Annotated in this window: 22 protein-coding genes; 18 read left to right on the forward strand and 4 right to left on the reverse strand. The window is 71.0% G+C overall.

The window, feature by feature from the left end:
* The first annotated feature begins 114 nt into the window (after nt 1–114).
* The 4 genes from NLX86_RS15710 (at nt 115) to NLX86_RS15725 (ending at nt 3,136) form a co-directional block, all read left to right on the forward strand.
* Nucleotides 115–894 (forward strand): class E sortase, encoded by a 780-nt coding sequence (locus tag NLX86_RS15710; RefSeq protein WP_254372443.1) that lies wholly within the window; start codon nt 115–117, stop codon nt 892–894.
* An 86-nt stretch (nt 895–980) separates the two neighbouring features.
* Nucleotides 981–1,292: a DUF6412 domain-containing protein gene (locus tag NLX86_RS15715; protein WP_254372323.1), complete on the forward strand. Its 312-nt coding sequence runs from the start codon at nt 981–983 to the stop codon at nt 1,290–1,292.
* A gap of 109 nt (nt 1,293–1,401) precedes the next feature.
* Entirely contained in the window at nt 1,402–2,145 is a 744-nt protein-coding gene (gene yidC, locus NLX86_RS15720) for a membrane protein insertase YidC (RefSeq protein WP_254372324.1), read from the forward strand.
* Between the two features lie 133 nt (nt 2,146–2,278).
* Nucleotides 2,279–3,136: a fumarylacetoacetate hydrolase family protein gene (locus NLX86_RS15725; protein WP_254372325.1), complete on the forward strand. Its 858-nt coding sequence runs from the start codon at nt 2,279–2,281 to the stop codon at nt 3,134–3,136.
* A gap of 78 nt (nt 3,137–3,214) precedes the next feature.
* Here the strand turns inward: NLX86_RS15725 and NLX86_RS15730 are convergent, their stop codons facing one another.
* Together NLX86_RS15730 and NLX86_RS15735 are read right to left on the reverse strand one after the other, a co-directional pair.
* A complete protein-coding gene (locus NLX86_RS15730; protein WP_254372326.1) occupies nt 3,215–3,724 on the reverse strand; it encodes a heme-degrading domain-containing protein in 510 nt (169 codons plus the stop codon).
* Entirely contained in the window at nt 3,721–4,827 is a 1,107-nt protein-coding gene (locus NLX86_RS15735) for a Gfo/Idh/MocA family oxidoreductase (protein WP_254372327.1), read from the reverse strand. Before NLX86_RS15735 ends, NLX86_RS15730 begins: the two co-directional genes overlap by 4 nt.
* Before the next feature lie 46 nt (nt 4,828–4,873).
* Here NLX86_RS15735 and NLX86_RS15740 point away from each other — a divergent pair, with 46 nt between their 5' ends.
* The 14 genes from NLX86_RS15740 (at nt 4,874) to NLX86_RS15805 (ending at nt 19,863) form a co-directional block, all read left to right on the forward strand.
* Entirely contained in the window at nt 4,874–6,370 is a 1,497-nt protein-coding gene (locus NLX86_RS15740) for an ROK family transcriptional regulator (protein WP_254372328.1), read from the forward strand.
* Between the two features lie 213 nt (nt 6,371–6,583).
* A complete protein-coding gene (locus tag NLX86_RS15745; RefSeq protein WP_254372329.1) occupies nt 6,584–7,348 on the forward strand; it encodes a hypothetical protein in 765 nt (254 codons plus the stop codon).
* Nucleotides 7,349–7,391: 43 nt separating this feature from the next.
* The gene (locus NLX86_RS15750) at nt 7,392–8,156 is read left to right on the forward strand and encodes a GntR family transcriptional regulator (RefSeq protein ID WP_254372330.1); all 765 of its coding nucleotides are present in this window, start codon (nt 7,392–7,394) and stop codon (nt 8,154–8,156) included.
* Between the two features lie 364 nt (nt 8,157–8,520).
* Nucleotides 8,521–9,657: a TIGR03364 family FAD-dependent oxidoreductase gene (locus NLX86_RS15755; protein WP_254372331.1), complete on the forward strand. Its 1,137-nt coding sequence runs from the start codon at nt 8,521–8,523 to the stop codon at nt 9,655–9,657.
* 41 nt (nt 9,658–9,698) lie between these two features.
* A complete protein-coding gene (locus NLX86_RS15760) occupies nt 9,699–10,427 on the forward strand; it encodes a phosphonatase-like hydrolase (RefSeq protein WP_254372444.1) in 729 nt (242 codons plus the stop codon).
* A complete protein-coding gene (locus tag NLX86_RS15765; protein ID WP_254372332.1) occupies nt 10,424–11,485 on the forward strand; it encodes an ABC transporter ATP-binding protein in 1,062 nt (353 codons plus the stop codon). The genes NLX86_RS15760 and NLX86_RS15765 overlap by 4 nt, the downstream gene beginning before the upstream one ends.
* 430 nt (nt 11,486–11,915) lie before the next feature.
* Nucleotides 11,916–12,749, forward strand: coding sequence for a 2-aminoethylphosphonate ABC transporter permease subunit (locus NLX86_RS15770; RefSeq protein ID WP_254372445.1), 834 nt, complete (start codon nt 11,916–11,918; stop codon nt 12,747–12,749).
* The gene (locus NLX86_RS15775; RefSeq protein ID WP_254372333.1) at nt 12,736–13,533 is read left to right on the forward strand and encodes an ABC transporter permease subunit; all 798 of its coding nucleotides are present in this window, start codon (nt 12,736–12,738) and stop codon (nt 13,531–13,533) included. Before NLX86_RS15770 ends, NLX86_RS15775 begins: the two co-directional genes overlap by 14 nt.
* 14 nt (nt 13,534–13,547) lie before the next feature.
* Nucleotides 13,548–14,618, forward strand: a complete 1,071-nt coding sequence (locus NLX86_RS15780) for a 2-aminoethylphosphonate ABC transporter substrate-binding protein (protein ID WP_254372334.1) — start codon at nt 13,548–13,550, stop codon at nt 14,616–14,618.
* A gap of 170 nt (nt 14,619–14,788) precedes the next feature.
* Nucleotides 14,789–16,327 (forward strand): alkaline phosphatase family protein, encoded by a 1,539-nt coding sequence (locus NLX86_RS15785; protein ID WP_254372335.1) that lies wholly within the window; start codon nt 14,789–14,791, stop codon nt 16,325–16,327.
* Nucleotides 16,328–16,492: 165 nt separating this feature from the next.
* A complete protein-coding gene (locus NLX86_RS15790; RefSeq protein ID WP_254372336.1) occupies nt 16,493–17,272 on the forward strand; it encodes an HAD-IIA family hydrolase in 780 nt (259 codons plus the stop codon).
* Nucleotides 17,273–17,369: 97 nt separating this feature from the next.
* On the forward strand, nt 17,370–18,050 hold the full coding sequence (locus tag NLX86_RS15795) for a hypothetical protein (RefSeq protein WP_254372337.1): 681 nt from the start codon (nt 17,370–17,372) through the stop codon (nt 18,048–18,050).
* A gap of 1 nt (nt 18,051) precedes the next feature.
* The gene (locus NLX86_RS15800; protein WP_254372338.1) at nt 18,052–18,726 is read left to right on the forward strand and encodes a class F sortase; all 675 of its coding nucleotides are present in this window, start codon (nt 18,052–18,054) and stop codon (nt 18,724–18,726) included.
* 132 nt (nt 18,727–18,858) lie between these two features.
* Nucleotides 18,859–19,863, forward strand: a complete 1,005-nt coding sequence (locus NLX86_RS15805) for a glycoside hydrolase family 6 protein (protein ID WP_254372339.1) — start codon at nt 18,859–18,861, stop codon at nt 19,861–19,863.
* Between the two features lie 70 nt (nt 19,864–19,933).
* On the opposite strand, the gene NLX86_RS15810 is transcribed toward NLX86_RS15805, so the two are convergent.
* Together NLX86_RS15810 and NLX86_RS15815 are read right to left on the reverse strand one after the other, a co-directional pair.
* Nucleotides 19,934–21,871 (reverse strand): kelch motif-containing protein, encoded by a 1,938-nt coding sequence (locus NLX86_RS15810; RefSeq protein WP_254372340.1) that lies wholly within the window; start codon nt 21,869–21,871, stop codon nt 19,934–19,936.
* Nucleotides 21,868–23,772 carry a glycosyltransferase family 2 protein gene (locus tag NLX86_RS15815; RefSeq protein WP_254372341.1) on the reverse strand — a complete coding sequence of 635 codons (1,905 nt, stop codon included), beginning with the start codon at nt 23,770–23,772 and terminating at the stop codon, nt 21,868–21,870. Before NLX86_RS15815 ends, NLX86_RS15810 begins: the two co-directional genes overlap by 4 nt.
* Nucleotides 23,773–24,126: the final 354 nt, after the last annotated feature.

Below are 24,126 nucleotides of genomic sequence, written 5' to 3' on the forward strand. Positions count from 1 at the left end.
TACGGGGGTGTGGGGACTGGTTCCTCGACGGCGCGGGTTGTCGGTGGCCTGGAGAGTTGTCCGGGGACCCTTTATTGTGCGGGCCGGCGGACGGAGGGGACCGTGCGGGAGCCGATGGCGGTGGTGGTGCAGGGGGCCGGGCGGAGGCGGGCGGTCCTGGCGCGCGGGCTGTGGGCCGGGGGCGAGGTGGCGGTGACCCTCGGGGTGGTGCTGCTTCTTCTCGTCGTGCACCAGCTGTGGTGGACCAACCGGGAGGCGCGGGAGGGGGCCGAGCGACAGGTTCAGGCGCTGGAGCGGGAGTGGGAACAGCCTCCTGAGGACCGGCCTGCGGAGGAGGGGCCTCGGGGAGAGGTGCCTGAGGAGCTGGTGGCTGTGCCCGAGGGGCCGGTTGCCGAGGAGAGCGAACGGGCCGTCGCGCGGCCGAAGCCGCGGGCGCCGCGGTGGGACCAGGCGTACGCCGTGCTCAGGATTCCGCGGCTCGGGGTGGCCGCGCCCGTCGCGCAGGGAGTGGGGAAGCGGGGCGTCCTCGACAAGGGGTACGTCGGGCACTATCCGGGGACCGCCCAGCCCGGGCAGGCCGGGAACTTTGCGGTGGCCGGGCACCGTAATACACATGGAGAGCCGTTCCGGTACATCAACCGGCTGCGGGTGGGTGATGAGCTGCGGGTGGAGACGCGGGTAGGGCGGTTCACGTATGTCGTCGACCGGACGCTGGAGCAGACGTCCGCGCGGGACGGCGGCGTGATCGCGCCGGTTCCTCGGAGTGTGGTGAAGCCGGCGTACGGCTACCGGAAGCTCGGGTACTACATCACGCTGACCACCTGCACGCCGGAGTTCTCCTCGAAGTACCGACTGGTGGTGTGGGGGAAGCTCAAGTCCGTCGAGCGCCGGTAGCCGGTGGGCCGATCCCCGTTGTCAGTGCGCGGAGTTAGTATCGAAATCGCTCGCGCTTGCGGGCGCGGACGGGAGAGGGGGACTGCATGCGGGGAACCAGAGCGAGCGCGGTGCGTATGCAACTCGGCCTGCTTCTCTTCGTTGTTGCTGAGCTGCTCGTGAGCCAGAGCGGTCTGGCCGGTGCTGTCGCGCTCGCCGCCACCGCCGCTGCCGGAGCCGCGCTGCTCGCCTGCGCGGTGATCGCCGCCCGCTGTGCGGCGCCGGTCCCGCCGACGCGAATACGGACCGCGATACGGGACCGGGAGCGGCGCACCGCCTTCCTGCCGCAGCGCGATCCCGACGCTTCGGGGCGCCCGCGCCCCAGGGCGCCCGGCCGTCTCGTCCCGACGGCCGCGTAGGGGCGCGCACTTCACGTACGACGCGTGGTTTCTCCCTTTTGTGGCTTGTCACGCCGATATCTGACCTTTTCGGTATTTCGGTTCGACGAGACCCCTCGGAGGGTTTTCCATGTCCGTTTTCGCCATTCTTGTCGCGCAGCTGGCCGGGCTGCTCGACCCGGTCTTCGCTGCTTCCGCCACCGCCGCGGCGATCGTGCTGTTCACGATGCTCGTACGGGTCGCCATGCACCCGCTCACCCGAGCGGCCGTCCGCGGTGAGAAGGCGCGGGCGGCGCTCGCGCCGCAGCTGGCCGCGCTGCGGGGCAAGTACGGCCGGCCCAAGGACGCCGACCGGCTGCAAAAGGCCGTGCTCGAACTGCACGCGGAGGCGAAGGTTCCGCCGCTGGGCGGCTGCCTGCCGATGCTGGTGCAGCTGCCCGTGTTCTTCGTGATGTACCAGATCTTCTCGTCCTCGCGGATAGGCGGCGAGGTCAACGAGCTGCTCGGGCAGAAGCTGGGCGCCGCGCCGCTCGGCGGCCGCTGGTTCGATGCGCTCGGCGAGGGTGGGGTGTTCGGGGCGCAGGGGCTGGTGTTCCTGGGGCTGTTCGCGGCGATCGCGGCGGTGGCGACGTGGACCTTCCTGCGGGCCCGCCGTCGCAGCGCCGACTCCGTCGCTGCGATACCGGCAACGCCCGGCATGCAGGGGCTGACCCGCGTCCTGCCGCTGCTCACGTTCGGGACGCTGATCACGGCGGCTGTCGTGCCGCTCGCAGCGGGCCTCTATCTGCTGACGACCACGGCCTGGACGGCGGCCGAGCGGGCCTGGCTGTACCGCGACGGGACCACCGCTCCGGTCGCCGCTACCGCCGGGTAACGGTCCAGTCTGTGAACAGGGTATTGCGGAGTGGACAGATTCCTTGGAGGATCAGCCAATCCTCCGATGGCCGCAACCCATCGGCCGGCCCGGGGGCACCCCCGGGTCGACCCTCGACCACGGGAGAATGCCCATGAAGCTGCTGCGTGTCGGCACGGTGGGGGCCGAGCGCCCCGCACTGCTCGACCAGGACGGAACCCTCCGCGACCTGGCGGGACTTGTCTCGGACATTGACGGCGCACTGCTCGCCGACGGGTCCGCGCTCGCCCGCATACGGGAAGCGGCGGCGTCCGGCGAGCTGCCGGTGCTCGATGCCGAGGCCCCGCGGATCGGGGCCCCGCTGGGCCGGATCGGCAAGATCGTGTGCATCGGGCTGAACTACCACGACCATGCGGCGGAGACGGGCGCACAGATACCCGTCGAGCCCATCGTCTTCTTCAAGGCGCCGGACACCGTCGTCGGCCCCGACGACACCGTGCTGGTGCCGCGCGGCAGCGTGAAGACGGACTGGGAGGTGGAGCTCGCGGTCGTCATCGGCCGTACCGCCCGCTACCTGGACTCGGCCGAGGACGGCCTCGCGCACGTCGGCGGCTACGCAGTCGCGCATGACGTCTCGGAGCGCGAGTTCCAGATCGAGCGCGGCGGCACCTGGGACAAGGGCAAGAACTGCGAGACGTTCAACCCGCTCGGCCCGTGGCTGGTCACCGCCGACGAGGTGCCGGACCCGCAGGCCCTGGGCCTGAAGCTCTGGGTCAACGGCGAGCTGAAGCAGAGCGGCACGACCGCCGACCAGATCTTCCCGGTCGGTGAAGTGGTCCGTTACGTGAGCCAGTTCATGACGCTCTACCCGGGCGACATCATCAACACCGGCACCCCGGCGGGTGTGGCGATGGGGCAGCCCGAACCCAAGCCGTACCTGCGCTCGGGCGATGTCGTGGAGCTGGAGGTCGAGGGACTCGGCCGCCAGCGGCAGGAGCTGAAGGACGCGTAGTTCTACCTGCTTTGTCCGTCGTGGTCCTGTGACTGGTCGGTCGGCTGTGCTGTGCCGTCGGCCGGTCGCGCCGGGGCGTCAGGCTGCCGCGAAGCGCTCCAGCGCCTCCACGACCATGGCGTGGTCCTCGGCCTGCGGGAGGCCGGAGACCGTGACCGTGCCGATGACGCCCGCGCCCTCGACCGCGATCGGGAACGAGCCGCCGTGCGCGGCGAAGTGGTCGGGGTCGAGCCGCGAGGAGTCCTCGAACGTGGTGCCCTTGGCGCGGAAGCGCGTACCGACGAGGTAGGAGCTTTCGGCGTACCGCTCGACGACCCGGCGCTTGCGGTCGATCCAGGCGTCGTTGTCGGCGGTGCTGCCAGGCAGGGCGGCATGGAACAGCTGCTGGGGTCCGCGCGTGATGTCGATCGCGACCGGCGCCGAGCGGTCGAGCGCCAGCTCGACCAGCAGGCTGCCCAGACGCCAGGCGTCTTCGTATGTGAACCGGGGCAGGACCAGGAGGCGTTCCTGCTCCTCCAGAGTCTTGACGTGCTCGCTTGATTCCGCAGTCAGTTCCACGCTCACTCCCGTGCTTGTTCCGGCGCTCATGCCTTCGGCTCCCGTTCGGCCTGCTCCAGTTCGACCGCGATGCCCTCGCGCGCCGAGCGCCACGCGGCCTCCAGTACGTCCAGCGCTGCCGCCGCCTCGTGCGCGGTGACGGGAGGCTTTCCGCCGTCGCGTACGGCCGCCGCGACCGCCGCGTAGTACGCCGGGTAGTCGCCCGGCAGCGTCGGTACGGGCCGCCCGCCGCCGGTCAGCGGAGACTCGCCGGAACCCACGCGTCCGCGCGCCGCCTCGGGCTCCTCGCCCCACGCGCCGTCGGCGGACGGGCGCTTGCCCTCGCGCAGGGCCGCCTCCTGGGGGTCGAGGCCGTACTTCACAAACCCCGCCTTCGAGCCCAGCACCCGGAAGCGCGGGCCGAGCTGGGCGGTGGTGGCGCTGACGTAGAGGTGGGAGCGGACCCCGCCGGCGTGGGTCAGCGCGATGAACGTGTCGTCGTCGGCCTCGGCGCCGGGGCGGCGTACGTCGGCTTCGGCGTAGACGCGAACGGCGGGCCCGAAGAGCACCAGCGCCTGGTCGACGACATGGCTGCCGAGGTCGTACAGCAGGCCGCCGATCTCCGCCGGGTCGCCCGACTCGCGCCAGCCGCCCTTGGGCTCGGGCCGCCAGCGCTCGAAGCGGGACTCGAAGCGCTGGACGTCGCCCAGTTCGCCGTCGGCGATCAGCTGCTGGAGAGTGAGGAAGTCGTTGTCCCAGCGGCGGTTCTGGAAGACGGACAGCAGCAGCCCGCGCTCGTCCGCCAGGGCGGCCAGCTCGCGCGCCTCGGCGGCGGTGCCGGCGATCGGCTTGTCCACGACGACCGGCAGACCGGCGCTCAGGGCGGCCCTGGCGATCGGGACATGCGTCTTGTTGGGCGACGCGATGACGATCAGGTCGAGCTCGTCCGCGCGTGCCCACAGCTCGTCCGGCGACCGGGCGAGGCGGACGCCGGGAACCGCGGCGCGGGCCTGTTCCTGCCGCTCCGGGTTGGAGGTGACGACCGTGTCGAGGACGAGGCCCTCGGTGGAGGTGATCAGCGGGGCGTGGAAGACGGAGCCCGCCAGGCCGTAGCCCACGAGCCCTGCGCGCAGGGGGGTACCGGTGGCAGTCATGCCTCACTTAAGCAACGCTGTTGCCAAAGTGCAAGCGCAGTGGAGAATGGCGTACGTGAACAGGGGAAGCTCAGGGGCCGGGACGGCCGGCACAGCCCGCGCGGCCGGGACGACAGGGACGACAGGGACTGCCGGGACGACCGGGACGGCCGGGACTGCCGGGGCGAATCTGCCGTTGCTGCGCAGCCATAACGCCGCGCTGGTGCTTGACCTGCTGCGTACGGCGGGTACGGCCGGCATCAGCCGGCTCGAACTCGCCGAGCGGACCGGGCTCACCCCGCAGGCGGTCAGCAAGATCACGGCGCGGCTGCGCGCGGACGGGCTGGCGGCCGAGGCGGGCCGCCGCGCGTCCACCGGCGGGAAGCCGCGCACGGTCCTGCGTCTGGTCCCGACGGCGGGTCACGCCGTCGGCCTCCACCTGGACCGCGACGAGCTGACCGCGGTCCTCGCTGATCTCTCGGGCACCCCAGTCGCTGCGCGCACGGCCCCACTGGCCTTCGGCGCGGGCGCGGAGCGGGTGGTCGAGGCGGCGGCGCGCGAGGTCGAGGCGCTGCTTGCCCAGGTGGCGGGGGAGGGGTCCGGGCCGACCGCCGACGCCGGGCGGGCGCCGTGGGGCGCCCAGGCCGCCCCGCGCGGGCAAGGCGCCTCGCGCGGGCAAGGCGCCCCGGCCGGGTCGGCCGCCGATGCCGGGCGGGGTCCGTCGGGCGGGCTTGCCGGCCTGGGCGGACCGGCTGCCCAGGGCGGGTGGGGCCCGTTGGGCGGGCAAGGCGCCCCGGGCGGGTCGGCCGCCGAGGCTGGGCAAGCCGCCCAGCGCGCGGGAGCCGCCCCGGGCGGTGTTCGGGGGGTGCTTGGGGTCGGAGTGGCGGTGCCTGGGCCTCTTGATCATGTCGGGGGTGTACTGCATCGCGTGACCGGCTTTCCCGCCTGGGACGGGTTTCCGCTGCGCGATGCCCTCGCGCGCCGGCTCGGGCTGCCCGTCGTCCTGGACAAGGACACCAACGCCGCCGCTCTCGGCCTCGCACTGCGCGGGGTGAGCGGCGGCGCCGCCGGGGACTCGTTCGCGTATCTCCATCTCGGTACGGGCCTCGGTGCCGGCCTGGTCCTCGGTGGGGCGCTCTACCGAGGGGCCCGCACCGGCGCGGGCGAGTTCGGGCACCAGGTGATCCAGTTGGACGGCCCGCTGTGCGGTTGCGGCAACCGCGGCTGTGTCGAGGCGCTGTGCCTCGACGCGGTCAGTCGCGGCGACATCGCCGAGGCCGCGCGCGTCCTCGGTGCCGGAGCGGCGAACCTGGTCGGCCTGCTGGACATCGACCGCGTCCTGCTCGGCGGCCGGACCGTCGACGCCGACGCGGAGCCTTTCGTACGGGGAGTGGCGGACGTACTCGCCGAACGCGCCCGGCGCGAGGGCGGGCCCGGCGCGGTGCCGGTGCCGGTGGCCGTGGCGCCGGGCGGCGCGCGCGGAGTGGCGGACGGCGCGGCGCAGTTGGTCCTCGCTTCGGTGTTCGGCCGGGCCGCGGAAGTGGCCTTCCCGGCCCGCCGCTGAGTCCGCGGAGCCGGCAGCGGCCGGCAGCGGCCGGCTCGGGCGCCGGTGGAACTGGACCGTTCGGGGGGAATCGGCGAACGGTTCGGACGTACGGACTCGTGGCGTCCCGGCGCGGACAGGTGCGCGTGGCAGGGTCTCGGGCCGGACCAGGTCATTTAGTCATCTGGTCCTACAAGCATCCGATATGCGTCCGGCGAGCAGCGAAGGCCCTTCATGCGACTGCCCACTGCCCTTGCCCTTGGAGTTGCCACAGGCACGATCGCCACAGCGGCGATCGTCCCAGCCGGCCACGCGGCCGCGGCCACCGCCCCCGCAGCCGTCGCCGGTCCAAATCAGCCGCCCACCTGCGGGGACCCCGCGAGCCGCGAGTTTCCCGTCCGTACCGTGATCCGTGGCGGCCCCGCCACCTACTGGCCCGGCAGCGGCTTCCAGACCTGGCAGCTGGAGCTGACCAACACCACCGGTCACGTGTGCCGCGGCATCCACCCCGTCGTCGTACTCACCGACCGCGACCGGGTACTGAGGGCCTCCCAGGTCCGGATGGAGTTCTTCGACGAGGCCGCCGACCGGCAGCGGCCCGCGACCATGGAGCAGACCGACGAGGACGAGGCCATCGGCGTCTTCGAGGGCGGCACCGCCTTTCCCGGCTTCACCGTCGAGCCCGGCGGGACGCTCACCGTCGACGTCCGGCTCGCGTTCACCGCCGACGCGCTGCCCAACGAGGTCGTCGCCGAGGCGGCAGTCGTCCAGCGCAAGGGCGACGACGGCGACTGGGTGGGCGACTCGGCCGACTACCGCTTCGCCATTGCCCCGGCCGACGACGAGCCCGCCGACCCGCCGGCCGACGGCCTCGCGAGTACGGGTGCGCGTACGGGCGCGGAGGCCGACCGGCTGCGCGGGCTCGGCCTCGTCGCCGGTGGGCTCGTCCTCGGCGGCGGGGTCCTCGTCGTGGGGTCCCGGCGGCACCGCAGAGGCTGACCGGCCGTACAGTCCCACCCTGGACTGGCCGTACAGTCCCACCGTGGACTACCCGAACGACCAGGTCCCTGGCGCACCCATCCGATCCGGCATCCCGGAGCACGGGCGCATCCCCAAGTACTACGCGGTGAAGGCCCGGATCGCCGTACTGCTCGACGAGTTGGGCGAGGGCGGGCTGCTGCCGACCGAGCGCGATCTCGCCGAGCGGTACGAGGTCGCGCGCGAGACCGTCCGGCAGGCCCTGCGCGAACTCCTGCTGGAGGGGCGGCTGCGCCGCCACGGGCGCGGCACGGTCGTCGCGGGCCCCAAGCTGGAGCAGCCGCTGTCGCTGGCCAGCTACACCGAGGGGGTACGCCGTCAGGGCCGTCGCCCCGGACGTAACCTCATCAGCCTCGAACGCTTCCCGTGCCCCGAGGCGCTCGCGCCCGACATCGGGGCCCGGCCGGGCGAGCCGGTCTGGCACCTGGAGCGGGTGCTGCTCGCGGACGACGAGCGGGTCGGGCTGGAGAGCACGTACGTCTCGGTGACCCGGGTGCCGCGGCTGGACAGCGAGTTCGAGCCGGACTCCTCCTTCTACGTCTACCTCCGCGACCGGCTCGGCATCGGCTTCGGCGATGCCGACGAGCGGCTGGAGACCGTACTCGCGACACCGCGCGAGGCGCTGCTGATCGGCACCCCGCCGGCCCTCCCGATGCTGCTCATCCACCGGCTGTCGCGGGACACGGCGGGCCGGCCGCTGGAGCGGGTGCGCTCGCTGTACCGGGGTGACCGCTTCAGCTTTACGGCGCATCTGGGGCCGCGTGGCTGACCCTGGGCAGGCTGCGCGGCTGACCGCGGGCGGGGCTGGGCGGGTCCGGGCTGGGGGTCCGGGGGTCGCCCCCCGGGGGATGCGGCACGGCGCATCTGGGGCCGCGTGGCTGACCCTGGGCAGGCTGCGCGGCTGACCGCGGGCGGGGCTGGGCGGGTCCGGGCTGGGGGTCCGGGGGTTGCCCCCGGGGGATGCGGCACTGCACATCTGGGCAACCAGGGGTAAATCGCCCCTCACGCTGCGCTCAGAAGACAGCTTTTGATCACGAGAATATAACGGGTCTAGTCCATCCTTGGGGGCCTGTTCACCGTGCCGTTGCCAGGTGGATTTATCCGGGTCACTCGTCCCCACGAGCGTTGCCGCCGTGAGAGTCATTGTCGTCGGAGCCGGCGTAGTGGGAACCATGCACGCCTGGCACGCAGTGGAACGCGGCCACGAGGTCGTCCAGATCGAGCGCGAGAGCGAGGCGCGCGGCGCCTCACTCCGCAACTTCGGCCAGGTGTGGATCAGCGGCCGCGCGGGCGGGGAGGAGTTGGAGACCGCACTGCGCGCCCGCGAGCTGTGGGAGGCCATCGGGGCCGAGGTCCCGGAGCTCGGCTTCCGGGCCAACGGCTCGCTGACCGTCGTACGCAACGCCCCCGAACTGGCCGTCGCCGAGGCCGCGCTGAACCGTCCCGACGCCGCCGCCCGCGGCTACAGGCTCGTCACCGCGGACGAGGCACGCCAGATCAACCCCGCCCTGCGGGGCCTCGCTTTGAATGGACACGGCGGCGGCGCACTGTGGTGCGAACGCGACGCCGCCGTCGAGCCGCGCACCGCGCAGCTCGCCCTCAGGGCGAAGCTCCTCGCGTCCGGCCGCTACACCTTCCTCGGGGGGCGCGAGGTCCGCGAGGTGATCGGCGAGCGCGCGGTCCGGGACGACCACGGCGACGTACACAGCGGTGACGCCGTCGTCCTCTGTACGGGCGCGTCGCTCGGCGGCCTCGTCCGCGAGCTCGTCCCCGACCTGCCGGTACGCCGCGTCCGGCTGCAGATGATGCAGACCGATCCGCTCGGGGAGCCGCTGACGACATCCGTCGCCGACGCCGACAGCTTCCGGTACTACCCGGCGTACGCGAGCGAGGCGCTCGACGCGCTGAACGACGGGCAGCCGCAGGCGCCGACCGCCGCCCAGCACAAGATGCAGCTGCTCATGGTGCAGAGGAAGGACGGCGGGCTGACCATCGGCGACACCCACGAGTACGACCACCCCTTCGCCTTCGACGTACTCGAGGACCCGTACGAGCACCTGGCCGGAGTGGTCGAGTCCTTCCTGGGCCGGCCGCTGCCGAAGATCCGCCGCCGCTGGGCGGGGGTGTACGCGCAGTGCACCGACAAGAGCCGCGTCGTGCACCGGCAGCAGGTGCGCGAGGGCGTGTGGCTGGTCACCGGGCCCGGCGGGCGCGGCATGACCTGCTCGCCCGCGATCGCCGAGAAGACCGCCGACGAGCTGGGCTGGTGAGTGACATGAGCAGTGACATGAGCAGCGACATGAGCAGTGACATGACGAATGAGATGACCGAAGCGAAGATCAACCTTGTTGTGCTGGACATGGCCGGCACGACCGTCGCCGACGGCGGCCTCGTCGAGCAGGCCTTCTCCCGCGCCGCCGAGGGGCTGGGCGTCGAACCCGGCTCGCCGGACCACGCCGAGCAGCTCGCGTACGTCCGCGCCACCATGGGCGAATCGAAGATCACCGTCTTCCGGGCGCTCTTCGGCGAGGAGGAGAAGGCCCAGGCCGCCAACAAGGCATTCGAGCAGGCGTACGCCGAGCTGGTCGACGGCGGGCAGTGCGCGCCCCTCCCGGGCGCGGCCGAAGCCATCGCGTCCCTGCGCGCCGCAGGCCGCACCGTCGTCCTGACGACCGGCTTCGCCCGGACCACCCAGGACGCCATCCTCGACGCCCTCGGCTGGCAGGACCTGGCGGACCTCACCCTCTGCCCGGCCGACGCCGGCCGCGGCCGGCCCTACCCGGACATGGTGCTGGCGGCGCTGCTGCGCACCGGAGCCGCCGATTCCGTAAGAGAGATCGCCGTCGCCGGCGACACGGCCTACGACATGCTGAGCGGCGCCCGTTCCGGCGCGCGCGTCGTCGCCGGAGTCCTCACCGGGGCACACGACGAGCCCACGCTCCGCGACAACGGCGCCACCCACATCCTCGGCTCGGTCGCCGGACTCCCCGATCTGCTCGCGCGGCTGACGCGCGAGGCCGAGCCCCAGGCGGACCGATGACCAGCGGGATCCGCTTCGAGCAGGTCACCGTCGCGTACGGCGGGAACGTCGTGCTGGATGCGCTCGACCTCACCGTCGAGCCCGGCGAGGTCATGGCCCTCCTCGGGCCCTCCGGCTCGGGCAAGACCACCGCGCTGCGGGCCGTCGCCGGTTTCGTACAGCCCCGCTCCGGGCGCGTCCTCATCGGCGGCCGGGACGTCACCGGGCTGCCGCCGCACCGGCGGGGCATCGGGATGGTCGTCCAGCAGTACGCGCTCTTCCCGCACATGCGGGTCGAGGACAACGTGGCCTTCGGCCTCAAGGCGCAGAAGGCACCCAAGGGCGAGATCCCGGGGCGGGTCGCCGAGGCCCTGGAGATGACCGGCATGGCCGCCTACGCCAAGCGCTATCCGCGCGAGCTCTCCGGCGGCCAGCAGCAGCGCGTCGCCATCGCGCGGGCGCTGGCGATCCGGCCCGGCGTGCTGCTCCTCGACGAGCCGCTCTCCGCGCTCGACGCGCGGTTGCGGTCCGGGATGCTGGCCGAACTCGCGCGGCTGCACCGGGAGCTGCCCGACGTCTCGATCCTGTACGTCACCCACGACCAGGTCGAGGCGCTCACCCTCGCCGACCGCATCGCGGTCATGGACAAGGCGCGCCTCCAGGACTGCGGCACCCCGCAGGACCTCTACCGGCGCCCGCGCACCGAGTTCACCGCGTCGTTCGTCGGCAACGCGAACCTGTTGCCGGTGGAGGTCGCCGACGGCGGTGTCCGCTTCGCCGGCCAGGACCTGGCGGTCGCCACCCCCGATTCCGCGGCGGCCGGTGCGGCGGCCACGCTGTGCGTACGCCCCCACCTGGTCGGGCTCGGCGCGGGCCCCAACCCGCTGCGCGGCACGGTCGCCGAGGTGCAGTGGCGCGGCTCCACCCACCGGTTGTACGTCGATGTGGCCGGCCACCGCGTCAAGGCGGACCTCCGCGAGCTGCGCCGGACCCCGGCGCTCGGTGACGAGGTAACCCTGCACTTCGCACCGGAGGACGCGGTGCTGCTGCCTGCGGGAGCGGGGGTGTCCCATGGCTAGCGCGATGTCGCCTGCGGCGGGCGGTGGGGGGTCCGGCGCGGGTCCCCTGGCGGGGGGCACATCGCCGTCGGCGCCCGCGCGTGCGGACCGTGGGTCGGGTGGTGCGGGTCCCCGGGTGGGTGACGCCTCGCCAGCGGCGCCCGCGCGTGCGGACCGTGGGCCGGGTGCGGGTCCCCTGGCGGGGGGCACCTCGCCGTCGGCGCCCCCGCCGGACCGGCCTGAGGCCGGAACTGGGGTGCGCCCGGCCTACGGCCGGGCTGGGGTTCCCACCCGCACCACCTGTGCGGACCGTGGGTCCGGTGCGGGTCCCCTCGCGGGGGGTCACTCGCCGTCGGCGCCCGCCCCGGCGACCGACTCCCGCTCCGCGGCCTCGCCCGCCCCGACCACCGTCGGCGGCCCGACGCGGCCCCCGCCCGAGGGGCCCGGCGGCATCAAGGGTCCGCGCTCGGTGCCGCGTTGGGTTTGGGCGGTGCCGCCCGTTGCTGTTCTCTCGTTGGTCTTTCTCTATCCCCTCGGCCTTGTCGTCCAGCAGTCCGTCTCGCCCGACGAGGGCGGCACCTCCTTCGCCCCCTACGCCGAGGTCTTCGCGTCCGAGGCGTTCCGGGAGGCGCTCAGTACCACCGTGTGGCTCGCTGCCGGATCGACGATCGGGTGTCTCGTCCTCGGGTTCGCGCTGGCCCTGGTCATCGCCTTCGTACCGTTCCCCGGCGGGAAGGCCGTCTCGAAGTTCATCGACGTCTTCCTCTCCTTCCCCTCCTTCCTCATCACGCTCGCGCTGCTGTTCGTCTACGGCACCGTCGGGATGGCGAACGGCGTGTGGACCGATCTCACCGGTGCCGCCGACGGGCCGTTCCACTTCCTGACCACACCCTGGGGCGTACTCCTCGCCGAGATCACCTACTTCACGCCGTTCGTGGTGCGGCCGCTGCTCGCCGCGTTCTCCCAGATCGACACCGCGCAGCTCGAAGTGGCCTCGTCGCTGGGCGCCAAGCCCGCCCGGATCGTCCGGCAGGTGATCCTCCCCGAGGCGCTGCCCGCCCTCGCGGCCGGCGGCAGCCTCGTCCTCGTGATGTGCCTCAACGAGTTCGGCATCGTCCTCTTCACCGGTGCCAAGGGCGTCACGACCCTGCCGATGCTCGTGTACAGCAAGGCGATCCTCGAATCCGACTACCCCGCCGCCTGCGTGGTCGCCGTCGTCAACATCGCGATCTCCGTGGGCCTCTACAGCCTCTACCGGGTGGTGAGCCGTCGTGCTGGTGCATAGCCGCAAGGGCAAGTGGGCAACATGGGCCCTCTTCTTCGCCCTCTTCCTGCCGCTCTTCGCGCTGCCCCTCCTCGTCATCGTGGCCGCGTCCTTCTCGACCCACTGGTCCGGCGCCTTCCCGTCCGGCCCGACCGCCGAGCACTACGGATCGGCCGTACGCGGGGACTCCCTCCAGGCCCTGATCACCAGCCTCGTCACCGCCGTGACCGCGAGCCTGCTCGCACTGACCGTCGGCACCTGGGCGGCCCTCGCCGGAGCAGCCCTGAAAGAGCGCGGGAAGCGAGTCCTGGACGCGCTGTTCATGCTGCCGGTCGCCGTCCCGTCCGTCGTCGTCGGCCTGGCGATCCTCGTCGCCTTCAGCCGGCCGCCGATGCTGCTCAACGGCACCCGCTGGATCGTGATCCTGGCGCACACCGTGCTGGTCACCGCGTTCGCCCACCAGTCGGTCTCGGCCGCGATCGTCCGTCTCGACCCGGCGTACGAGCAGGCCGCGGCCGGCCTGGGCGCCCGCCCCTCGTACGTCCTGTGGCGAGTGAGACTCCCGCTCCTGCTGCCGTCCCTCAACGCGGCCGCCGGGCTCTGCTTCGCCCTCTCCATGGGCGAGCTGAGCGCCACGATGATGCTCTATCCGCCGGACTGGATGCCCCTGCCGGTCCAGATCTTCACGGCCACCGACCGCGGTTCGCTCTTCACCGGCTCCGCCGTCGCCGTCGTGCTGATGGGCACGACACTGCTGGTCCTGCTCGCCGTCTCCCGTATCCGTACCAGAGCTTCCTTCCGCTAGGAGAACGAAACGTCATGTCCAAGAACCTCAAGCCGATCGCCGCCGTCGCCGGCAGCCTCGCCCTCACCGCCGCCCTCACGGCCACCCTCACCGCCTGCGGCGGTACGTCCGCCGCTTCCGACGAGAAGGTCGTCACCGTCTACAGCGCCGACGGCCTCAAGGGCGAGAACGGCGACGGCTGGTACGACCAGGTCTTCAAGGACTTCGAGAAGAAGACCGGCATCAAGGTGAAGTACGTGGAGGGCGGCTCCGGAGAGATGGTGCAGCGCGCCGTCCGCGAGAAGTCCAACACCCAGGCCGATGTCCTCGTCACCCTCCCGCCGTTCATCCAGCAGGCCAACAGCAAGGGGCTGCTCCAGGCGTACCGGCCGAAGGGCTCCGACCAGGTCAACGGCGGCGACAAGGCCGGCGACGGCAAGTGGACCTCGGTCGTGAACAACTACTTCGCGTTCGTCCACAACAAGAAGGAGCTGAAGGAGGCCCCCCGGACCTGGGAGGAGCTCCTCGACGGCCGCTTCAAGGACAAGCTCCAGTACTCCACGCCCGGTGTCGCGGGCGACGGCACCGCGGTCGTCATCAAGGCGATGCACGACTTCGGCGGCAAGGAGCCGGCGATGGAGTACCTGAAGAAGCTCCAGGCCAACAACGTCGGCCCGTCCTCCTCCACCAGCAAGCTCGCGCCCAAGGTCGACAAGGGCGAGATCCTGGTCGCCAACGGCGATGTCCAGATGAACTTCGCCCAGTCCAAGTCCATGCCGAACCTGGGCATATGGTTCCCGGCGAAGGACGGCGGCAAGCCCACCACCTTCGCGCTCCCGTACGCGGCGGGCCTGGTCAGCAAGGCTCCGCACAGTGAGAACGGCAAGAAGCTCCTCGACTTCATGCTCAGCGAGGACGCGCAGAAGCAGGTCAGCGAGATCGGCGGCGGCTTCCCGGCCCGTACGGACGTCAAGCCCACCGACGCCAACGCCGGCGAACTCACCAAGCTGATGAGCGGTGTTGAGGTCTTCGAGCCGGACTGGGCCGACATCGAGAAGAACCTTCCCGCGTACGTCGACGCGTGGAAGTCGGCCACCGGCAGCTGACCGGACACCCTGCGGCAACCAGAGCGGTTCAGGCTCTGGACAGCGTCGGACAGTGACGCGAAGGTAACGGGTCTGGTCCAGAGCGAAACTCGGCTCCGGACCGGGCCCTCCGCTCTGCCCCCACGATGCCCATGGAGGAATACGTGCAGTCAGCCATGCCCAGACGAGCTATGACCAGACGCGCCGGTCGTACGCTGACCGTGGCCGCCGTCGCCACCGCCACCGCCACCGCCCTGCTCGCCGCGACGGTGAGCGCCCAGGCCGCGCCCACCGCCCCGGCGGCAGCCACCGCCGCGAGCACCGACAAGGTCCTGGTGATCGGGCTCGACGGGGCCAACCTGGACCGGATCAAGGCCGCCAACGCCCCGAATCTCAAGGGCCTGATGGCACAGGGCCTCACCGCCCAGAGCACCCTGTACGCGCAGCCGATGGCCGCCACCTCGTCCGGGCCCGGCTGGTCCACGATCGCCACCGGCGTCTGGCCCGACAAGCACGGGGTGAAGGACAACTCCTTCGCGGGCAAGCAGTTCGGCACGTACCCCGACTTCCTGACCCGGATCGAGAACGCCAACCCGTCGCTGAACACCTACGCCGCCGCCGACTGGGAGCCCATCACCTCCTCGGACAAGGGCGGCCCGATCTTCTCCGCCGCGATCGACAAGCGGCTGAGTCTCAAGGGCGACGCCAACGGCTACGACGTCGAGGACCCCAAGATCGCCGCCGCTGCCGCCGACGAGCTGCGGAACCAGAACCCCGACGCCGCCTACGTCTACTTCGGTGAGATCGACATCGCCGGGCACAACCACGGGGCCGCCGGCCAGCAGTACCTCGACGCGATCGCCCGCAGCGACAAGCACGTCGGTACCGTCCTGAACGCGGTCACCTCGCGCCCGACGTACGCCCAGGAGAACTGGAAGATCCTGGTCACCACCGACCACGGCCACACCGACGCGGGCGGCCACGGCGGCTCCTCCATCAAGGAGCGCGGCACCTTCGTCCTCGCCAAGGGCGCCGGCATCCCGGCCGGCTCGGTCCGTCACGACGTACGGCTCGTCGACGTCGCCGCCACCGCCCTCGACCAGGTCGGCGTCTCGGCCGCCGGACTCGACGGGGTCCCGCTGCGCAGCCCGGACAACGACGCCTTCGACACGGTCCGGCCGAACCTCCAGGCGCGCGTCGACGAGACCGGCATCGGATCCGGGGTGAAGGGCTTCACGCACACCGCGCCCACCGGCTGGTCCGTCGACAACTCGAAGATGGGCACGGGCGGCGTCACCGAGTGGCGCGGCTGGGCCTTCGCGACCGACGAGTTCTGGAGCCAGTCGCAGCGCGACCAGCGGCGCGAACTGAACGTCCGCTCCCGTGACGTCTTCGCCGTCGCCGACTCCGACGAGTGGGCCGACAAGAGCTTCACCGGTACGTACGACTCCACGCTGGTCAGCCCGAAGTGGGCGGTCACCGGCGGTACTTCGAAGTCGCTGCGCTTCCAGACGCACTACCGGCAGGAGGCCGGCCAGAAGGCCGAGGTACTCGTCTCGTACAACGGCGGAACCCCGGCCGTGGTGAAGAGCTACACGGCCGACGCCGTCGCGAAGTGGGAGTCGATCCCGCTCCAGGTGCCGGCCGGTGCGACCGACGTCCAGGTCCGCTTCCGCTACAGCGGCAGCAACAACTGGTACTGGACCCTCGACAACGTGTGGCTCGCCTGATCCGGCAGGTGAGCGCCGGGTGACTGTCCGGGCCGTGGACGGCAGGGCCGTCCACGGCCCGCCCCGGTTACCCTGGGCGCGTCGGACAGTGGAGCAGTGGAGTAGTCGAGTAGTCGAGTAGTCGAGTAGTCGAGTAGTGGCCACCGCAGAGCGGAGAACAGTCCAGTGGCAGAGCGCAAGCCGATCGAATCCTGGCTCACCGACATGGACGGTGTCCTCATCCACGAGGGCATCCCGATCCCGGGGGCCGACGCCTTCATCAAGGCGTTGCGCGAGTCCGGCAAGCCGTTCCTGGTGCTCACCAACAACTCCATCTACACCCCGCGCGACCTGCACGCCCGGCTGTCCCGGATGGGGCTCGACGTGCCCGTCGAGAACATCTGGACCTCCGCGCTGGCCACGGCGAAGTTCCTCGACGACCAGCGGCCCGGCGGCACCGCGTACGTCATCGGCGAGGCCGGCCTGACCACGGCCCTGCACGACATCGGCTATGTCCTGACCGACCACGAGCCGGACTATGTGGTGCTGGGCGAGACCCGTACGTACAGCTTCGAGGCCCTCACCAAGGCCATCCGGCTGATCAACGCGGGTGCCCGCTTCATCTGCACCAACCCCGACGAGACCGGCCCGAGCCCGGAGGGCCCGCTGCCCGCCACCGGGTCCGTCGCCGCGCTGATCACCAAGGCGACCGGCAAGGAGCCGTACTTCGCCGGCAAGCCCAACCCGCTGATGATGCGGACCGGCCTGAACGCCATCGGCGCGCACTCCGAGACCAGCGCGATGATCGGGGACCGGATGGACACCGACGTGCTGGCCGGGCTGGAGGCCGGCATGCAGACCTTCCTGGTGCTCACCGGCCTCACCCAGCCCGCCGACGTCGACAAGTTCCCCTACCGCCCGTCGAGGACGGTCGACTCGATCGCGGACCTGCTCGACCGAGTCTGAGTGACCCCGTCGTACCCCCGTCCGGACCAGTCACCGGCCCGTCCGGATGCGAAGACGTGAGCCACACGTAAGTCTTCTGTGTATCAGGAGGTTTACGATGCGCTCAGCTCTGCTCACACTCCGTGCCGCTGGTGCGGCCGCCGTACTGGTGGCCGTCCCCGCAGGCAGCGCGTACGCCGGTGAGGAGAACCGCGGCACGCTCACCGTCACCCCGTCCACCGTCGAGCCGGGCGGTGAGATCGAGTTCCGCGTCACCGGGTGCAAGAGCAGGACCGGCTCCGCCACGTCCCCGGTGTTCGTCGCCGACGGCTATCTCGCGGCCCGGGACGGGCAGGGGAGCGTGCTGTACGGCGAGGCGATGATCAGGTCGAACGCGCAGGCGGGGTGGCACACGATCCGCGTCGTCTGCGACGGCAAGGACGGCCAGGCGACGGCCGGCGTGCAGGTCGTCAAGCACGTCGATCCGACCCACAAGCCGAGCCATGAGCCGAGCCACAAGCCGACGCACCGGCCGACGGACGAGCCGACGCACAAGCAGCCGTACCAGCCGTACCGGCCGACCCACGAGCCGCCCACCCACGAGCCGCCGGCCGACGAGCCCACGCACCACTCATCGCCGGTCTCCCCGGTACGGGCCGGTGGCGGCGGCACCGCCGCCCACGCGGCCGAGGACGAAGGGCCCAGCACCCGGCACACCGTCATCGGCGTCCTCCTCGCGGCAGCGGCGACCGTCGCGGTCGCGGGCCGGGCCCTGCGGCGGCGGCGCCGCAGCGACTGACGTGTCCGACGAAGGCCGCCCGGCCGGCACCGGAAGGCTGATCACCGGCCTGGCGTGGGCGGTGCTGCTGGCCGGCCTCTGGATCTGGGGCCGCGCGATCACCGACGTGCCGCGGTCCGGTCCGGAGCCGCCCGGCGGCGACGTGCCCGCGGCCGGCCGGCCGCTCATCCCGCTGCCCCCGGCCCGCGAACCGCTGCCCGCCGCACGGCCCCGGCGGGTGGACATCCCCTCGATAGGCGTCCAGGCGCCGGTCGTCCCGCGCGGCCTCGACCGGGACGGCGCGGTCGCTCCGCCGCCGTACGACCAGCCCGGCGCGGTCGGCTGGTACGGCAGCGGCGCGCAGCCGGGAGTCGCGGGCGCGGCACTGTTCGTCGCTCATGTCGACACCGACTCCAAGCCGGCCGTGTTCTACGGCCTGAGCTCGGCGCGCCCCGGCGAGAAGATCCGGGTGGTCCGAGCCGACCACACGGTCGCGGAGTTCACCATCGAGGACGTCCAGGCGGTCAGCCGCGACCGCTTCGACGCCCATCAGGCGTACGGGCCGCGCGAACAGGGCCGCGCGGAACTGCGCCTGATCACCTGCGGCGGGACGTACGACCGGGTGGCGAAGGCGTACACGGCGAACGTGGTGGTCTCGGCGTACCTGACAGGCTGGGACTCAGCCTCCCGCTCCTGACGTAACAGCTGTCCGACGATCGGGGCACTGCTCGTGGGCCGCCGGAGCGCTGTGCCAGGATGGATTCGACCGGTCTTGTCCGGGCAGGGGAGCCCGGGGAAGTCCTGTGGTGGTGCACCCGAGGGGGAGTGGATGTACGGCAGTGTGAAGACGGGTATGGCCGTGGTCGGGGCGGTGCTGCTGCTGGCGGGGTGTTCCTCCGGCGACGGCGACGGCAAGGGCGGGTCGGGGAAGCCGGTCGTCTCCCAGCAGCCCAAGGACACGGACCCGTTCTGGGTCAACCCCGACGGCAACGCGGCCAAGCAGGTCGCCTCGTACCTCGACGACGGGGACGACAAGAACGCCGAGCTGATCAGGAAGATCGCCGAGCAGCCGGTGGGTGAGTGGATCGGCCCGGACAATCCGGAGGGCGACGCCAAGGGCTTCACGGACGCGGCCGTCAAGGCCGACCGCGACGCGCTCCTGGTGCTCTACAACATCCCGCACCGGGACTGCGGCCAGTTCTCCAAGGGCGGCGCCGCGGACGGGAACGCGTACCGCGCGTGGATCGACAGCGTGGCCAAGGGCATCGGCGACCGTGCAGCCACGGTCATCCTGGAGCCCGACGCCATCCTGCACCTGGCCGACGGCTGTACGCCGGGCGAGTTCCACGAGGAGCGCTACGACCTGCTCAAGGGCGCCGTCGAGAAGCTGAAGACGCTGCCGAAGACGCAGGTGTACCTGGATGCGGGCAACGCCGGCTGGCAGTCGCCGGACGCGCTCTTCGAGCCCCTGAAGAGGGCGGGTATCGACAGGGCCGACGGCTTCGCGGTGAACGTCTCCAACTTCCAGACCACGCAGGCCAGCACGGACTTCGGCAAGAAGCTCTCGGCCAAGGTGGGGAACAAGCCCTTCGTCATCGACACCAGCCGCAACGGCAACGGCCCGTACACCGGCGGCGATCCGAAGGAGAACTGGTGCAACCCGCCGGGCAGGGCGCTCGGTGAGACCCCGACGACGAAGACGGGCGACCCGCTGGTGAAGGCGTACCTGTGGGTCAAGCGCCCGGGTGAGTCGGACGGCGACTGCAAGGGCGGCCCGAAGGCGGGCGACTGGTGGCCGCAGTACGCGCTGGATCTGGCCCGCAACACGAAGTAGCCCACGCTGTACGTGAGGAGGGGGCGCCCCGAGCCCGGGGCGCCCCCTCCTCACGTACATACGGCCGTGGTTACGGCACCTCGACCCAGACCGCCTCCGACGGCGTGCCCTTGGCATCCGCGACGAAGAGCATGTACCAGCCGGACGGGACCAGGGCGCGGTTCTCCGGGACGGTGACCGAGATGCCGTCCGCGGTCTTCGTCAGCTCCAGCGCGATGGAGCGCTGGTCGACGTCCGTGACATGGGTGACGGCGCTCGGCCGCATCAGCCGCGCGGACGTGATGGCCGCGGCGTCCTTGGTCTTGAACTCCGCCGTGTCACCCCGCTCGATGGTCTTCGGGCCTTCACCGAGCGCCGGCCGCGCGCCGCCGCCGTACAGATACGGCGGGGTGTAGATCTCGATGCGCTGGTCGAAGACGCCCGGCTTGGTGTTCTCCTTGTCGGCGTACAGCGAGTCGGAACCGAAGATCATGACGCGTCCGTCCGGCAGCAGCACCGAACCGGAGTGGTAGTTCCGGCCGACCGCCGGGTCGGCGACCCTGCGGTACTCGCCCGACTTGGCGTCGTACATCCGGGCCTCGAGGACGTTCGACCCGCCGCGGCCGCGGTAGTCGCTGGAGCCACCGGTGACGAAGACGGTGTCGTCGGGCAGCAGCGAGCCGCTCGGATAGCGGGTGCCCTGGGTGAGCGACGCGCCGTCCTTGAAGCGGGGGTTGTCCTCCTTGAGGTCCACCAGGCGGGTCTTCTCACTGGCCTTCTCCGACTCGCCGACCCCGCCGCCGCCGACGACCATGAACTTCTGGTCCTGGGCGGGCGGCAGCATGACGGTGAGGGAGGTCTCCATCCGGTCCGGGTCGCTGAGGCCGGGGATCTTGGTGAACTTGTTGCTGTCCACGTCCCAGATGCCGGGCTCGCGGCCCACGTCGGCAGGTCCGTAGCCCGCGTTGGAGCCGGAGTAGAAGAGCTTGCCGTTGTCCATCAGGAACAGCGCCGGGTAGGTCGGCAGCTTCAGTTCCTTCGGCAGGTACTCCCACTTCTTGGTCTCCGGGTCGTAGACCTCGTTCTTGCCGGGGACGATCTGGCCGATCTCGTCGAGCCCCGAGGTGGACAGGACCTTGCCGTCCTCCAGGGTGGTCAGCGTCGGGTACCAGCGGGCCTCGTTCATCGGGTCGACCGTGATGTACTTCTCCGCCACCGGGTCGAACTCGAAGGTCTCCTTGATGCCCTGGAAGTCCTTCTTGTCGAGAGCCAGCTTCTGCGCGATGCCGTAGAGGTTGCGGGCGTCGTCCCCCTTGAGGCCGTGCACCCGGTAGTTGTCCTCGGTGCCGGTCTCGTACTCCTTGCCGCTCTCCTGCGCCTCGACGTAGATCCGGCCGAGGCCCGCCTCCGTCCGCAGGAACCTGCCGGTCGCCGGGTCGAAGACCTTCTTCGCGCGCTCGACGACCACCGGGTCCTTCGAGACGAACGTCTTGCCGTTCTTCTTGCCGGTGAAGACCGTGCCCGCGGGCAGCGTCTTGGGTGCGTCCGGGTCCTCGTTGTGGACGATCATCAGGCCGCCGGCCTTGGTGACGTCGCCCTTGAGCTTCTCGTACCGCTTGGTGCCGCCGGCGATCAGCAGCTTGCCGTCGGGCAGCTGGGTGTGCCCGGCGCAGAACATGTCCTTGGGCGTCGGGATGTTCTTGTACGTGTCGGTCTCCGGGTCCCAGAGCACCGAGCGGAAGCTCTTGGCGTCGAAGTTCTTCTGGTTGTTGCCCGACCCCGCGACCAGCAGCACCTTTCCGGTGTGCAGCAGGGCCGCGTGAATCGTATTGATCTTGTACTCGGCCGGTACGTCGAGCATGTCCCAATGGCCGTTGTCGGCCTTGTACTCGGGACGGTTGATCTTGTACTCGTGGTACTGCTCCGAGCCGAAGCGGTAGAGCGCAGGCCCGTTGAACCCCGCCAGCGCGACCACCACTGCCGCACCTATCGCTACGCGGCGGGTGCGGCGGCTTGGACGGTATTTCATTTCTTACGTCCCCCAAGGGCTATCTGCATGGTCTGGTCTGCGGCGGCAGGGGTCGGCATCTCGGGCGAGACGTGCCGTCCGGGCTGAACGGGTGGGCGGGCCTTCCGCTTCTTCTTCTCCTGCCGGACGCCGTACCGCCAGGCGAAGATGGGCGCGGCCGTGATCAGCAGGGCCAGCGAGGCCCAGGTGATCATCGCGGGGTGGTCGTGCCCGAACCAGAACGAGGAGGCGAGCGACCCGCCGAAGACCAGGATGAAGAAGAGGTGGATACGGAAGGTGCCGAAGAGGGTGTCCGGGCTGGAGGAGTCGCCCTTGGGTGTGACCACGAACGAGCTCTTGCGGCGCAGCACCGCGTCCATCAGGGAACGCGCGTAAATCGGTGCGGAGAGCGCGGACATCACCATGCCGGCGAGGCCGCCGGAGCCCTCGGGCTCGTGCGGCGAGACGTTGTGGCGGCGGTTCCAGATGTAGAGGCCGATCTGGAGCGCGGAGGCGTTGCCGTACAGCATCATCCACATGGCCGGGTCGATCTGCACACCCGAGGCGCCCATACCCAGGAACAGCGCGCAACTGAGCGCCGCGAGGATCCAGTTCAGGGCGGACATCGGGTAGAAGATGATCATCATCGTGTAGTTGAAGAGCTTGCCGGCCGGCATCGAGCCGTAGCCCCGCCAGTACTGCTTGAGGATCGTCTCGTACGTACCGCGCGACCAGCGCAGCTGCTGCGTGAAGAAGTCCGTCCAGGCGGTCGGGCCCTCACCGACGGCCAGCACGTCCGGGGTGTAGACCGAGCGCCACTTCCTGCCCGTCGCCGGGTTCTTGGCGCGGTGCATCTCGAAGCCCGTCGCCATGTCCTCGGTGATCGAGTCGTACAGGCCGCCGATCTGCTTGATCGCCTTGATGCGTACCGCGTTGGAGGTGCCGACGAACATCGGGGCGCCGTAGGCGTTTCCGGCCCGCTGGATCAGCGCGTGGAAGAGGAACTGCTGCGACTCGGCGGCCTTGGTGACGAACGTGTCGTAGTTGCCGTAGACCTGCGGGCCGATGACGAACCCGACGTCCGGGTCGCGGAAGTAGCCGAGCATCCGCTCCAGGTAGTTGGGCAGCGGGATGTGGTCGGTGTCCACGGAGGCGAAGTAGTCGTAGTCACCGCCGTGCGCATCGAGCCAGGCGTTGTAGTTGCCGTGCTTGGTCTTCGCGCGGTGCGCGCCCTTGGGCTGGTTCCACTTCGCCACGCCCTTGCGGGAGAAGTGGTGGACGCCGAGCCGCGCACAGACCTCCTTGACGGCGGGGTCGTCGCCCTCGTCCAGCAGCCAGACGTGCATCAGCCCGCGGTGCCGGATCTTCACGGCGGCCTCGAGCGTCTTCGTCACCATCTCCAGCGGTTCCTTGCCCGGAACGAAGGAGGTGAGGAAGGCCACGCGGGTGCCGGTCTCGGGCACGACCGGGACGGGGTCGCGTGCCACCAGCGTCGCGTGCGCGTTCGAGGTGACGTTCAAGGTACGGAACAGCTCGATCAGACCGATCGACACGAGCATGATCACGTCGAGGATCAGCAGGGTGTCGTTCTTCAGGTTCGGATCACGCTCGGTCCAGTGGGCGGGCTGCAGCAGCCAGACGAGCAGGCCGAGGGAGACCAGCGGCGCCGCGCCCAGCAGCAGCGCGGCACGGATCCGGTGCGGCTCCTGCGAGAGCAGCGAGCGGTACTGGACCTTGTACGGCCTGGTGGGGTCGGGCTGGGTCAGGGGACCGGCCAGCCGGCTGTAGTGCTCGTAGTCGTAACGCGGCAGCGCCTTTTTCTGGCGTCTGCGCGACCCTCCGGCGCGGTGCGGTGGTACCCGCAGTTGCGTTGTCTGGGACGGGTCGAAATTGTGCCGGGCGCCGGTCGGCGTCGACGTCATGAGTCATCCCCCCGCACGCATGCTGGGCTGCGTGGTTGTCGGTCCTCTGCCTGAGGTGCCGGTCCCCCTCGACCGCCTCGGGCACACTGGTGGCGAGCCACCGTCCCTACAGACACGGGACGGGAGCTTTCCGGTTGCATGATGCCCGCACCGACATCAGTTCGTTTACGGGCCCCACCCCGTTTGCGCCGCAACCGGCCGAGACTCCAAGCGCTCGGAACGCCTGCCCCATTGGAGCCATTGGCTCCAGGATAGGGTCCACGACCGCTCGCCTTGATCGCAAGGGTGGCATGCGGCTCTGACAGCGGGTCGGGAGCGGGTTGGAACGACGGTTGGGACGACGAAACCCCCTCA

This window comes from Streptomyces sp. A3M-1-3, assembly GCF_024213665.1.
In the GTDB taxonomy this organism is placed as follows: Bacteria; Actinomycetota; Actinomycetes; order Streptomycetales; family Streptomycetaceae; genus Streptomyces.